This is a genomic window from Janthinobacterium sp. OK676, from assembly GCF_900103595.1.
Taxonomy (GTDB): Bacteria; Pseudomonadota; Gammaproteobacteria; order Burkholderiales; family Burkholderiaceae_D; genus Janthinobacterium.
Map to the genome: position 1 here is coordinate 125,935 of NZ_FNHA01000010.1, position 13,596 is coordinate 139,530.

A 13,596-nucleotide genomic window follows, 5' to 3' on the forward strand; every position below is an offset into this window, starting at 1 on the left:
GAGGAGCGCCAGGCCTATCGCCGTGCCGCCATCGACAGGGCCACCGCCTCGGCCACCTTGATGCCGTCGACGGCCGCCGACAGGATGCCGCCCGCATAGCCGGCGCCTTCGCCGGCGGGGAATAGTCCCCGCGTATTCAGGCTTTGCAGGTCGTCGTCGCGGCGCTTGATGCGGATCGGCGACGAAGTGCGCGTTTCCACGCCCGTCAGCACGGCATCGGCCTTGTAGTAGCCCTTGATTTGCTTGTTGAACGCCGGAAATGCTTCGCGCAAAGCCGTGATCGCGTATTCGGGCAAGGATGGCGCCAGGTCCGTCAGGTGCACGGCCGGTTTGTACGACGGCACCACGCTGCCAAATTCCGTCGAGGCGCGGCCGGCCACGAAGTCGCCGACCAATTGTCCTGGGGCATCGTAGTTGCCGCCACCCAAGGCAAATGCGCGCTCTTCCAGTTCGCGCTGCAGGGCGATGCCGGCCAGCGGGTCGCCCGGGTAGTCGGCCGGCGTGATGCCGACGACGATGGCGCTGTTGGCGTTGCGCTCGTTGCGCGAGTACTGGCTCATGCCGTTCGTCACCAGGCGGCCCGGTTCCGAGGCGGCCGCCACTACCGTGCCGCCCGGGCACATGCAGAAGCTGTACACGGAGCGGCCATTGCTGGCGTGGTGCACGAGCTTGTAGTCGGCCGCGCCCAGGATCGGGTGGCCGGCGCTGGGGCCGAAGCGGCAGCTGTCGATCAGCGATTGCGGGTGTTCCACGCGGAAGCCGATCGAGAACGGTTTCGCTTCGATGTACACGCCGCGGCGGTGCAGCATCTCGAAGGTGTCGCGCGCGCTGTGGCCGATGGCCAGCACGACGTGGTTGCTGGCGATGATTTCGCCATTGTCCAGCACCACGCCGCGCACCTGGCCGCCATCGCTGCCAGGCTCGATGTCGAGATCGACCACTTTGCTGCTGAAGCGGTATTCGCCGCCCAGCCGTTCGATATTGGCGCGCATTTCTTCCACCATCTTGACCAGGCGGAAGGTACCGATGTGTGGCTTGCTCACATACATGATTTCTTCAGGCGCGCCGGCCTTGACGAATTCCGTCAGTACCTTGCGGCCGTAGTGCTTGGGATCCTTGATTTGGCTATACAGCTTGCCGTCCGAGAAGGTGCCGGCGCCGCCTTCGCCGAATTGCACGTTCGATTCCGGGTTCAGCTCGCGCTTGCGCCAGAAGCCGAAGGTGTCGACCGTGCGTTCGCGCACCTGTTTGCCCCGCTCCAGAATGAGGGGGCGCAAGCCCATCTGCGCCAGGATCAGCGCCACGAACAGGCCGCACGGGCCGGTGCCGATGACGATGGGGCGCGGTTCATTGCTGTGGCCGGCCAGCTGTTCGCCGCCGGCAACGAATTTATAGTCGGTGTCGGGCGCGGGCATCAGGTGGATATCGTGGACCAGGCGTGCCAGCACGGCCGCTTCATTCTTGACGTCCACGTGCAGCGAGTAAATCAACACCACGGCACTGCGCTTGCGCGCGTCATAGCTGCGCTTGAAGACGGTAAAGCCGAGCAGCTCATCGGCGGCGATGCCGAGGCGGGCCAGGATGGCGGCCGGCAGGGCGGCATCGTCGTGTTCGAGGGGGAGTTTTACTTCGTTGAGTCGCAACATGGTGTGTATTTTCAAAAATTGCCGGGCTCCGTATCTAGCGGAGAGTATGTGGTGCCGCGTGAGGGCATCAAGGCGCTATTTTACCTGCATGTCCGGCTGCGGGCCATCTGCAGGGTATCGGCGAGGGAGAGGGGGCGCCACAGGAAAGAGGCGGCTGAAAAGAAAAAATCCGGCGGCCAATACATGGCCGCCGGATTTTCTTGCTAACTAGCTGTTATATCTTGCCTGGCGATTAGAACGTGTAGCGGCCGCCCAGCGTGAAGTAACGGCCCACAGCGCCCGACTGGTGCAGCGATGGGTTGTAGTTGATGCGGCCGTAGGTTTGCACGTCCAGCGGTGCCATCTTGTCGAACAGATTCGTGATCGACGCGGTGAGTTCCCATTGTTTCGTGACATTCCACTTGGCAAACAGATCCGTCGTGGTGAACGAAGCGATGCGGCAGTTTTTGTACGGCACCTCGTTGGCATCGACGTCCAGGCAATCGCCGTTGACTTCGTTCTTGTTGCTGATGCTGCTGACGTAGTTCATGTTGGCCGTGACGTTGACCGGACCTTGATCCCAGCCCAGCGTCAGGCGGACTTTGGTCTTCGGCGTACCGCCGTTACCGGACAGGTTGACGTCACCGTGGGTGCCTGCAAATTGCAGTACCGTGCCATCGGCATTGGTACGGGTGAATTCCTTCATGTACGTCACCGTCACGCCCGAGTTGAAGCGGCCGTATTCGCCGGCGTTGTACTTGCCGCGCAGATCCAGGTCGATACCGGAGGTCTTGGTCTTGCCTGCGTTCAGGTAAGGCGCTTTGACCATCAGGATAGGACCAGCCAGGCCTGGGAAGTTGCTCGTAGGTTCGCCACGAACGATTTCCGCATCTGGGTAGCCAGCTGGATTGGCGACCACTGCGCCAGGATCGGAGCCGTTGATTTCGCCATCGCGGACGATTTTCCACCAGTCGATCGACAGGCTGATGTTCTTGATCGGCTCAAGCACCATGCCCAGGCTGTAGCTCTTCGATGTTTCCGGCTTGATGTTCTTGTTGCCGATGGTGATCGCGCCAACTTGTTGCGACGAGCAATCGATAGGCAGTTTCGTCACGGCGCAACGCACTGGATCGCTGGCGATGCTGGTGAACGCCGCCACGGCGCTGTTGCCGTTTTCCGCTGCGCTAGGCGCGCGGAAACCTTCCGCATACGTACCGCGGAAAGCCACAGCCGATGCTGGCGTGAACTTGAAGCCGACTTTTGGCGTGGTCGAGCGGCCATAGTCCGAGTAATCATCGCTGCGCAGCGCGAATTGCAGTTCCAGCTCTTTCATGACTGGAGCGGCGAGCTCGGCGTACAGAGCCTTGACGTTGCGCGAACCTTGCGAAGCGGAATAGCCCAGGCCAACGATATCGTTGATGTCGGTGTATGGCGTCGACTGGCTGTTCGTTTCTTCCTTGCGGTACTCGGCGCCCAGCGCGAGGCCCATCATGCCGCCTGGCAATTGGAACAGTTCGCGCGAAGCCTTGAAGTCCAGCGAGGTGCTCTTCGTCGTGCCCGAGTTGCTCAGCGTAGGCGATACCAGTGCCAGTACTTCAGGGCTGTTGATCACGCCCTTGCCGATGCGGAAGGTGCCGTTGTTCAGCGCCGTGCGCAGGGCGCTGGTACGGTAGTAGCCCGTTTGCGTACGGTCGGTTTTGCTTTCCGCGTACATCAGGCCCGTATCGTAATCCCAGTTGGCGTACGTACCCTTGACGCCGGCCAGGACACGCGTGACGGTCGTTTCGAGGTTCGATACGCGTGGACGCGATGCGTCGACCCAGCGCGGACGTGCATCGACGCCCAGGATGTTGTCCGGGTGGTTTGCTGGCATCAGCAGCTGATCCGGGCCGGTGCCGGTGTTGTTGACACGGGCGTTGACCAGGTCAAAGCCGGCGCCGGTCAGGCCGGACGGGGTGGTGTAGGTGTCGGCCTTCGACTTGAAGATGCCCACTTCCGTGTAGCCTTGCGCATTGGCGCCCAGCGCCAGGGTGCCGCGCATGAACAGGTTGACGTTTTCGGTCTTTGGCTGGATGGTCGCGAACTGGACCGGATCCCACAGGCAACCGCCGCGCGAGTTGTCGTTCGAGCTGCCGCCAGTTGGATCGAGGTTGATCGGATCGCACGAACCTGGCAAGTTGGTTACATTGCCGAGCTTTGGCGAGATTGGACGCAGGGTGCCCAGGAAGGAGCTGCCGCCGCCGTTGCCTGCGGTCGTCTGGCCGGCACGCTGGTCGCGGCCGCCCCATGGACGCGCATCGGCTTGGCCGATCCACTTGTCGCGGTTGCTTTGCTTGATTTCGCCCGATTTTTTCGCATCGAGGGTGGCGAAGACGTTGAATTTGTCGGTGTCCATGTCACCGAAGCCGATGGCGCCGGAGATGCTGGTGACGGTGCCGTCGCCGTGGCCGCTCTGGCCGACGTTGGCGGAGATGGTCTTGCCGACATAGTTCTGGCGCAAGATGATGTTGACCACGCCGGCGATCGCGTCGGAACCATAAATGGCGGAAGCGCCGTCTTTCAGGATGTCGATGCGGTCCACGGCATCGAGGGGAATCGAGTTCAAGTCGACGAAGCTGCGCTGGCCGTCATCGCCGAAGCCGTATGGCGCCGTGCGGCGGCCATTGATCAGCACGAGGGTCGAGCTGACGCTCAAACCGCGCAGCGAAACGCCTGAGGCGCTACCGGCGAAACCGTTGGTGAAGGAGCCGCTGATACTGCCGTTGTTGTCAGCGGAGATGCTGCGCACGACGTCGGCGATCGATGCCTTACCGGTTTGCTCGATGTCCTTGCGGGTCAGCGTTTGAATGACCGAAATGGTTTCGGCTTCCGCGCGCTTGATGCTCGAACCGGTCACTTCGACCTTTTGAATGTTTTCGCCAGTGGTTTGTGCGTTGGCCATGTGCATGCCGAACGCTATGCTGCCGATAAACATCAAACGTATAGAACGCGATAATCCTGTTTCCACCATCATTGCAAAACTCCTCACTTTATGAATATGCAGCTTGTGATCGCCTTGTATTGGCAATGCCGGCCGTATATGTATCTATTATTTTATCGATCGTCTCATGGACGGTTTCTTTGAAACGTTTGAGTATTCAAAATTTCAAGACGTTAATGAAACCATCGCAGCTGCTTGGCTGTCAATTTTTATAGTGGAAATACATATAAAAAAACAACACAAGGCTCAGTTTGGCATGTCCGTTTTGCTGCAGTGCAGCGTCGCGGCTAGCCTGAAGGCCGCATGTTTGCAGGCTTGATGGGGAGGCGCAGGCGGATGATAGTGCAACAAAAGCGTTGTTTTTTTGTGCTAAGTCGGAGAACGATAGACGTAAGCGCCATCATGGTGCAATATTAGGTTTCCGCATCAAATGAGTGCGGCGCCGTACCATATTGGTGCTTAATCGTCGATGCTTGGTCGTTTTATTTATTTCTATATCTGAAAATATAATAGCGGGTCCGCCATTTTATGAATGCGCGGATTATCTTTGTTTGTTGTCTTATTTGTGATGCTTGTGCGATAAAGATGGTGCGGTGATATTCTGCATTGCGGCCAGGCCGGTATTATCGGCGGCGAATTGAGACGCGCGGCATTTTCCGCTCAATGGCAGCGCCGTGGGGCGCTGCGCCCTACCAAGACCGGCCGATGGCGCTGGCGGCCAGGGCTGCCTTTTCTTCTGTTTCTGAAATCCTCTTCCTGCCCCATCATCACGATGACCGCGTGCGGCCGCTGCTAATCCAGCGAGCGCTGCTGGCCGCTTCTTTATCCCGGGACTTGCATACACGTTCTATAGCTGCGCGGCACGATCGCTGATGGTTTCCGTGCCCCGAACATTCCAGAGACGCTGGGTAAAGTGGGCCTGACCGGTTTCTACAACCGTCAGATCGATCTTAAGCGTTGTGCCACGGCTAGCGTCCTGCGCAATGTATTGAAACCGGCAATGCCACTATATCGATGCCAATAAATACCGTCCTAACCTGATTGGCAAGCTGGGCAACCCGCACCTGGTGTCGGTACAGAGTGCCGCATGGCGCAAGAGCCCATTGAGCGCCGGCGTGTGCGTGAATTATGTCTCGAAGCAGGAACTGATCAAGAACGAGACCGCCACCGAAGCCACAAGCTTGGGCGAGGCTGGTTGCCGTGCCGCACTCAAGGGTGCCGATCTGCCATGCGAAGTGGCCAGCGATGTACGTACGGATTTGAACTTTGCATACACGGGCTTCAACAACCTGCGTTTGCTGGCAAATATCAATAACGTCTTCGATCAGCTGCGTCCTATCAACGTGCGTGACGGCTACGCCATGCGTCCACGTACCCTGAAACTGGGCGCCGAGTACACGTTCTAATAGGAAAGAACAGGGCGGCGCCGTAATGGGCCGCCTGATGATGTGCTTGTGCTTGTGCGTAGCTGCTACGCGCAAGCTCTGGCGCAGTGCGGGAAACCGCGCTGCGCTTTTTTATTGTTTTTGCGTATTACATGCCGCCCCACAATGCACTCAGCGTCGCCAGCGCCGTCAGTCCCGCCGTTTCCGTGCGCAGGATGCGCGGCCCCATGGACAGGCCGATGGCGCCAGCGGCGATGGCAGCTTTTTCTTCTGCCTCGGTAAAGCCGCCTTCCGGTCCCACCATCACCGTGATCGCCTGCGGCGGCTGGTGACGGGCCCAGTCGGCCAGCGACTGCTGCGCGCGCGGTGTCAGGATGATGCTTTTATGTAAATCTTGCTGGCCGCTCCAGCTATTGAAGTCTTGCAATGGCGCCAGCTGCGCCAGGCGGTTGCGTCCGCATTGTTCCGAGGCGGACACGATAATGCCTTGCCAATGAGCCAGTTTTTTCTCGGCCCGCTCGGCGGACAGGCGCACGACGCAGCGCTGCGCCGACAGCGGCACGATGCCGGCCGCGCCCAGTTCGATGGCTTTTTCGATGATCCAGTCCATTTTGGATGCTTCCGGCAGCGCTTGCGCCAGGGTCACGGCGTAGGGCAGTTCCGCTTCGCGCGCCGTGTGGGACTTCAGCTCGGCGTTGGCGCGTTTTTTCTCGACGTTGCACAAGACAGCCGTGTACTCGCCGCCCTCGCCGTTGAAGACGGTGATGGCCTCGCCCGGCATAAGGCGCACTACATTGACGTGGTGGGCTACGGCGTCGGGCAGAGAGATGGTGGCGCCTATGGCGAGTGGCTGGGGACAGAAAAAACGCGGCATGCAACATCCTGGCGGAGAGAAACAATGGGAGGTGCCGCGCCGCGCGCGGGTAGGGCGCGCGCGGCTGCGACTCGAGGGTGCAATTTTAGTGCCGCTGCGCGCGGCCGGGTGAAATTCTTGCCGCTGGGCCTACGCGCGGCGCATCCGGGGCGGGAAATTGCGTGGAGATAACAAGCTGGCTAAAAACGAAATGTTGTTTTTTGATTTCAGAAATCATTGCATTATTGACAGTGATACTTTTAGCGTGGTTTGATGACTATACAAGTTGTGTTGAACGGCATCAATTGTTTCCAGCAATGTCGTCCGTGATGTGATTCGGTCTGGTATGGGGAGACGCCGCACGTTTCAATGCCTGGGCCTATGACCCCGGGCGCGTTGCGGCCAGCTTAAATTGGTTGGAAAAGCATGACACTGTAGTTGTAGTTGTAGCGGGAGGGGCCTTGCAGTTTTTCGCAAGACCATGAGAGATTTAAGTGATTATAAAAATACAAACTAATCGCTTATCAAGTGATATCAGGGATCAGAAAAGGAATAAGTTATGATGTTTCGCGAAAAAAAGAGTGTGCAGGTGGTGAGATTGGCGTTGGCCGCGTTCGCCGGCGTCGCAACGATGAGCGTGCACGCGCAGGAAGCGATCGATGCGCCTGTGCCTAAGGTGCAGCGCGTCGAAATCACCGGTTCGAGTATCAAACGCATCGAAGCCGAAGGTATTTCCCCGATCACCGTGATGACGCGCGAATCGATTGCCCGTTCGGGCGCGACGTCGGTGCTGGATCTGATGCGCAACCTGACTTCTGCGGGCGGTAACGGCGGTGAGCTGGCGACGTCGGGTTCCTTCCGAAACGGCGCCACCAGCGTCTCGCTGCGCGGTCTGCCGACCCTCATCCTGTTGAACGGCTATCGCCTGCCGGCGTCCGGTTCGGACGAGTACAGCGGCCAGACCTCGGTCGATCTGAACGCCATTCCGCTGTCGGCCATCGAGCGCATCGATGTGCTCAAGGACGGCGCCTCGGCCATTTACGGCACCGATGCCGTTGGCGGCGTCATCAACTTCATCCTGCGCAAGGATTACCAGGGATTGACCCTCGACGCCAGCACCGGTTCGACCACCTATGGCGACGGGCAGAACCATAAGGTGTCCGTGTCCGGCGGTTTCGGCGACCGTGACGCTCAGAAATTCAACGTGACCTATTCGGCCTCGTACGAAAAAACCGAGGCCATCCACGGCGTCGGCCGCGATTGGGCGAACAGTACCGATTTCACTGGCCACAAGGGCGGCCTGTATCAGGGTGGCGTCTACGGCGCCAAGGGCCGCGATCCCGGCACCATATCGCTGGGTGGTTCGCAGCGCATGCCCGATCCGGAGTGCGACGCGGCCCACAGCAAGCCCTATCCGGATGCGCCGGAATGGGTGGCTGCGCCGAATCGCAGTTCCTGCATGTATTCCGCCGCTGAGTCGATAGACCTGGTGCGTCCGTCCACACGCTACGGCGGGGCGGTCACGGCGAACTGGGATTTGACGCCGGATGTGTCGCTGTTCGCCAATCTGTTTTACAACCACTTCGACACGCGCATCCAAGGTTCGCCGGCCTGGATCCAAAATGCCGACCGCTCCGGCGTGCTCCGTGTGGCGGCGAACAACCCCTTCAATACCTACGGCGTGCCGGTCAATATCCGCCGCCTCTTCCCTGCTGCCGAGGGTGGTACGGGCACCAATGTTGACACCACCTGGCTGGTTGGCGGCGCCACCGGCCGCGCAGCCAACTGGGATTGGACCGTGTCCGTGGGCCACAGCGAAGAGAAGGGCGAAACGCGCGTGTACGGCTCCTTCATGCACGATAAATTGCAGAGTTACCTGGCGCAGGGCAAATTCAACCCCTTCGGCGGCAACCATAATTCGGAGCAGATCATCAACGAACTGACGGCCGACCAGTACACCAAGACCAAGTCCTCGACGGACTTTGCCAAGGTGACCGCTTCCAGCGAATTTGGCCAACTGCCCGGCGGCAAGATCGGTGTGGCCGTCGGTGCCGAGTACAAGCGCGAGAAGCTCACCTACGATCCGTCGCAGGCCTGGCGCGATGGCGCGATCGGCATCTATTCGACCCTGCGCGGCATCGACGGCTCTGAGTCGCTCGGCGCCGTGTTCGGCGAGTTGGCCCTGCCGCTGCTGAAAAACCTGGAAGCGCAGGCGGCCGTCCGCTATGACCGCTACCAGTTGGCTGGCGGTACCACCAACCCGAAGCTTGGCCTGCGCTGGACCGCCTTGCCGACCTTGATGTTCCGCACCAGCTACAGCACCGGTTTCCGTGCGCCGACGCTGTCGCAGCGCTTTAACGAAGGCCGCGGCGGTTTCGTCGCGACCAAGGATCCGAAGCGCTGCATCGTGGGTGACGCTTATTTTGACACCGCTTGCAGCGGTTCGGCGCTATCCTTGCTGTCCGGCACGAAGGATTTGAAGCCCGAAAAATCGAAGCAGTTCAACCTGGGCGTGGTCGCCGAACCGATCAAGAACCTGACGCTGGGTTTAACCTACTGGAATATCAAGTGGAACGATCGGGTCGAGAATCTTGACAACGAAACCGTGTTGGCGGGCGAGGATGGTCAGTACAAGAACGCCGTCACGCGCTACGACGTGACGGCGGAAGACCAAGAGAAGTATAACGCGCTGAGCGCCGCCCAGCGCGCGACGCTGGGCCCGTTGGTAGGTCGCCTGAAGCAGCTGCAGGTTGGCCTGATCAACCGCAGCAAAGTCGTCACCGACGGTCTGGATGTCGACGCGTCGTACACGCTGCGCACGGCCGAGATGGGGCGTTTCAAGGTGTTCGGCGAGGCCAGCTACACGCTGTCCTACAACCGCGTGCTGCTGCCTGACGATCCGGCGATCAATTGCGGCAACAACACGGCGTGCGAGGCCGGTGAATACGGCTATCCTAAGCTGCTGGCCAAGCTGGGTGTCAACTGGGACCGCGGTGCTTGGGCGGCGACGACGAGCGCCAACTTCACCTCGCATTATCACGTGGACCGGACACCGTCGGCGACGATCAACCTTTACTACGACGAGTACGCGAGCGGCCTGATGATCCCGAGCGCGACCCTGGTTGACGCCTCGCTGTCCTACAGCGGGTTCAAGAACCTGGTGCTGCGCGGTGGCGTCAATAACGTGTTCGATCGTGCGCCGGCGTTCGATCCATCGTCGAACATCGGCTACGATACCGCCTACGGCAATCCGCGTGGCCGCTACATCTACATGTCGGCGTCGTACTCCTTCAAATGACGTGAGGGTAGACTGACGGGTGGGGCGGGCCGATTTGCGGCGCGCTCCGCAGCGGCGTACGTCGCGAAAAACCGGGCTTGGCCCGGTTTTTTTTCGTCCCTGTCGGGCGCAAGGGGCACAAGCTGCAGCGGCGGCGTTGCGCGGTTTGATTTTTCCCCTTGCTGGTCTGGTAAAATACATAGCTCTGACTGCGCCCAGCTGCGCTGCAAACGAATTCCAAACTCGCGACTGACCCACACCATCATGACAACTACGCTCCCGACTACCAAAATGGCCAATGCGATCCGCGCACTGGCAATGGACGCTGTACAAAAGGCCAATTCCGGCCATCCAGGCATGCCGATGGGCATGGCCGAGATCGCAGTTGCCCTGTGGAGTGGTCACTATCGCCACAATCCCGCGAACCCGAAATGGCAGAACCGCGACCGCTTCCTGTTGTCGAACGGCCACGGTTCGATGCTGCACTACGCGCTGCTGCACCTGACGGGCTACGAGCTGTCGATGGAGGACATCAAGGCCTTCCGCCAGATGCATTCGAAAACCCCGGGCCACCCGGAAGTCGACATCACGCCAGGCGTGGAAACGACCACCGGCCCGCTGGGCCAGGGCATCGCCAACGCCGTCGGCATGGCCCTGTCGGAGCAATTGCTGGCCGCTGAATTCAACAAGCCTGGCCACGACATCGTCAACCACTACACCTACGCTTTCGTCGGCGACGGCTGCCTGATGGAAGGCATTTCGCACGAAGTGTGCGCGCTGGCCGGCACCCTGGGCTTGAACAAGCTGATCGCCCTGTATGACGACAACGGCATTTCCATCGACGGCAAGGTCGAAGGCTGGTTCACGGACGACACCCCGGCCCGCTTCGAAGCGTATGGCTGGAACGTCATCCGCGCCGTCGACGGCCATGATGTTGCCGCCGTGGCTGCCGCCATCGCCGCCGCCAAGACCGCCAGCAAGCCCACCCTGATCTGCTGCAAGACCATCATCGGCAAGGGTTCGCCGAACCTGCAAGGCGGCGACAAGGTCCACGGCGCCGCGCTGGGCGACAAGGAAATCGCCGCCGTGCGCGAATACATCGGCTGGGATGCCGCACCGTTCGAAATGCCGGCCGACGTGTACGCGGCCTGGGATGCCAAGAAACAAGGCGCCCTGCTGGAAGCGGACTGGAACGAGCGCTTTGCCGCCTACAGCCGCGAATTCCCGCAGCAAGCCGCTGAATTGTCGCGCCGCATGCAAGGCGAACTGCCGCAGGCATTCGAAGCGGCCCTGAGCGCCGCCATCGCTTCCTGCGTCGAAAAGAAAGAAAACATCGCCACCCGCAAGGCCAGCCAGAACGCCATCCAGGCGCTGGCTTCGTCCCTGCCGGAATTCCTGGGCGGCTCGGCCGACCTGACCGGTTCGAACCTGACCAACTGGAAAGAGTGCGTGGCCGTGCGTTCGGGCCAGCCTGGCAACCACATCAACTACGGCGTGCGCGAATTCGGCATGAGCGCCATCATGAACGGCATCACCCTGCACGGCGGCTACATCCCGTTCGGTGCCACGTTCCTGACGTTCTCCGACTACAGCCGCAATGCGCTGCGCATGGCCGCCCTGATGAAGCTGCGTTCGATCTTCGTGTTTACCCACGATTCGATCGGTCTGGGCGAAGACGGCCCGACGCACCAATCGGTCGAGCACGTCTCGTCGATGCGTCTGATCCCGAACCTGGACAACTGGCGTCCATGCGACACCGTCGAGTCGGCCGCTGCCTGGGGCGCCGCCGTGCGCCGCAAGGATGGCCCGTCGACCCTGATTTTCTCGCGCCAGAACCTGCCGTACCAGGAGCGTAGCGCCGAACAGATCGAGAACATCTTCCGCGGCGGCTATGTGCTGAACGACGTGGCCGATGCCAAGGCCATCCTGATCGCCACCGGTTCCGAAGTGGAACTGGCCGTCGCCGCCGCCGGCGCGCTGGCGGCCGAAGGCATCGCCGTGCGCGTGGTGTCGATGCCGTCGACCGACGTGTATGACCGACAGGACGCCGCCTACAAGGCCAGCGTGCTGACGAAAGGCGTGCCGCGCGTGGCCATCGAAGCGGGCGTGACCAGCTTCTGGTACAAATACGTGGGCCTGGAAGGCGCCGTGGTCGGTATCGACACGTTCGGCGAATCGGCGCCGGCTGGGGTGCTGTTCAAGCACTTCGGCTTCACGGTCGAGAACGTCGTCGCCAAGGTGAAAGCCGTTATCACTGGCTAATATTGATTTTGAGCAGACCCTGGCCAATGCTGGCCGGGGTGCTGTGCTGATACCTTTTTTTTTAATCAGGAGCAGAGTATGACGATCAAAGTTGCAATCAATGGCTACGGCCGCATCGGCCGTAATGTGTTGCGCGCTTTCTACGAAGGCGGCAAGAAACAGGATATCCAGATCGTTGCCATCAACGACCTGGGCGATGCCAAATCGAACGCCCACCTGACCCGCTACGACACCGCGCACGGCAAGTTCCCGGGCACGGTCACCGTCGAAGGCGACAACATGATCGTCAATGGCGATCCGATCCGCGTATTCGCACAGCGCAATCCTGCTGAAATCCCATGGGGTGAGCTGGGCGTGGACGTCGTGCTGGAGTGCACGGGCTTCTTCACCACCAAGGAGAAAGCTTCGGCTCACCTGAAGGGCGGCGCCAAGAAAGTCATCATCTCGGCACCAGGTGGCAAGGACGTCGATGCGACCGTCGTGTTCGGCGTGAATCATCAAGTGCTGAAAGCAACGGACACCGTCATCTCGAACGCTTCGTGCACCACCAACTGCCTGGCACCGCTGGTCAAGCCGCTGAACGACGCCATCGGTATCGAAACGGGCCTGATGACCACCGTGCACGCCTACACCAACGACCAGGTGCTGTCCGACGTGATGCATGAAGACCTGCGCCGCGCCCGTTCGGCCACCATGAGCATGATCCCGACCAAGACGGGCGCCGCTGCCGCCGTGGGCCTGGTGCTGCCTGAGCTGAATGGCAAGCTGGACGGCTTCGCCATCCGCGTGCCGACCATCAACGTGTCGCTGGTCGACCTGTCGTTCATCGCCAAGCGCGACACGACCGTGGAAGAAGTCAACGCGCTGATGAAATCCGCTTCGGAAGGTGCCCTGGAAGGCATCCTGACGTACCAGACCGAACCGCTGGTCTCGATCGACTTCAACCACAACCCGGCTTCGTCGAACTTCGATTCGACCCTGACCAAAGTGTCGGGCCGCCTGGTGAAAGTATCGTCGTGGTACGACAACGAGTGGGGTTTCTCGAACCGCATGCTCGACACCACCGTTGCACTGATGGGTGCCAAGTAATTTTTTGACCACATAAGAAAAAACGCCCTTCGGGGCGTTTTTTTTCATTCGTGAATTTGCGACGCCTAACAAAACCTTAGCGAGCGGCAGTGATTTGTGGCCGAGAAGCGCAACCGTACTTTCGT

The 13,596-nt window shown here is 60.4% G+C and carries 7 protein-coding genes; 4 read left to right on the forward strand and 3 right to left on the reverse strand.

The genetic code is table 11. The features are described 5' to 3' along the window. Nucleotides 1–14: 14 nt before the first annotated feature. Nucleotides 15–1,646, reverse strand: a complete 1,632-nt coding sequence (locus BLU39_RS19595; protein ID WP_092715953.1) for an NAD(P)/FAD-dependent oxidoreductase — start codon at nucleotides 1,644–1,646, stop codon at nucleotides 15–17. A gap of 232 nt (nucleotides 1,647–1,878) precedes the next feature. Next, complete coding sequence (locus tag BLU39_RS19600) at nucleotides 1,879–4,566, reverse strand: TonB-dependent receptor (protein ID WP_232731312.1); 2,688 nt, start codon at nucleotides 4,564–4,566, stop codon at nucleotides 1,879–1,881. 1,160 nt (nucleotides 4,567–5,726) lie between these two features. On the opposite strand from BLU39_RS19600, the gene BLU39_RS19605 reads away from it, so the two are divergent. Next, nucleotides 5,727–6,011, forward strand: coding sequence for a TonB-dependent receptor (locus BLU39_RS19605; protein ID WP_232731313.1), 285 nt, complete (start codon nucleotides 5,727–5,729; stop codon nucleotides 6,009–6,011). A 127-nt stretch (nucleotides 6,012–6,138) separates the two neighbouring features. On the opposite strand, the gene BLU39_RS19610 is transcribed toward BLU39_RS19605, so the two are convergent. Further along, the gene (locus BLU39_RS19610; RefSeq protein ID WP_092715959.1) at nucleotides 6,139–6,864 is read right to left on the reverse strand and encodes a 16S rRNA (uracil(1498)-N(3))-methyltransferase; all 726 of its coding nucleotides are present in this window, start codon (nucleotides 6,862–6,864) and stop codon (nucleotides 6,139–6,141) included. Nucleotides 6,865–7,402: 538 nt separating this feature from the next. On the opposite strand from BLU39_RS19610, the gene BLU39_RS19615 reads away from it, so the two are divergent. From BLU39_RS19615 to gap, 3 genes are all read left to right on the forward strand, one after another. Next, complete coding sequence (locus BLU39_RS19615; protein ID WP_092715961.1) at nucleotides 7,403–10,141, forward strand: TonB-dependent receptor; 2,739 nt, start codon at nucleotides 7,403–7,405, stop codon at nucleotides 10,139–10,141. Nucleotides 10,142–10,384: 243 nt separating this feature from the next. Continuing rightward, nucleotides 10,385–12,382 carry a transketolase gene (gene tkt / locus BLU39_RS19620; RefSeq protein ID WP_092715963.1) on the forward strand — a complete coding sequence of 666 codons (1,998 nt, stop codon included), beginning with the start codon at nucleotides 10,385–10,387 and terminating at the stop codon, nucleotides 12,380–12,382. A 78-nt stretch (nucleotides 12,383–12,460) separates the two neighbouring features. Next, nucleotides 12,461–13,471 carry a type I glyceraldehyde-3-phosphate dehydrogenase gene (gene gap, locus BLU39_RS19625; protein ID WP_092715965.1) on the forward strand — a complete coding sequence of 337 codons (1,011 nt, stop codon included), beginning with the start codon at nucleotides 12,461–12,463 and terminating at the stop codon, nucleotides 13,469–13,471. Nucleotides 13,472–13,596 lie beyond the last annotated feature (125 nt).

What these genes read in the sequence shown, in the direction of transcription:
- BLU39_RS19595 (WP_092715953.1), bottom strand. Translation starts at nt 1,646, where the DNA reads ATGTTGCGACTCAACGAAGTAAAACTCCCCCTCGAACACGACGATGCC.
- BLU39_RS19615 (WP_092715961.1), top strand. Translation starts at nt 7,403, where the DNA reads ATGATGTTTCGCGAAAAAAAGAGTGTGCAGGTGGTGAGATTGGCGTTG.
- BLU39_RS19600 (WP_232731312.1), bottom strand. Translation starts at nt 4,566, where the DNA reads ATGGCCAACGCACAAACCACTGGCGAAAACATTCAAAAGGTCGAAGTG.
- tkt (WP_092715963.1), top strand. Translation starts at nt 10,385, where the DNA reads ATGACAACTACGCTCCCGACTACCAAAATGGCCAATGCGATCCGCGCA.
- gap (WP_092715965.1), top strand. Translation starts at nt 12,461, where the DNA reads ATGACGATCAAAGTTGCAATCAATGGCTACGGCCGCATCGGCCGTAAT.
- BLU39_RS19610 (WP_092715959.1), bottom strand. Translation starts at nt 6,864, where the DNA reads ATGCCGCGTTTTTTCTGTCCCCAGCCACTCGCCATAGGCGCCACCATC.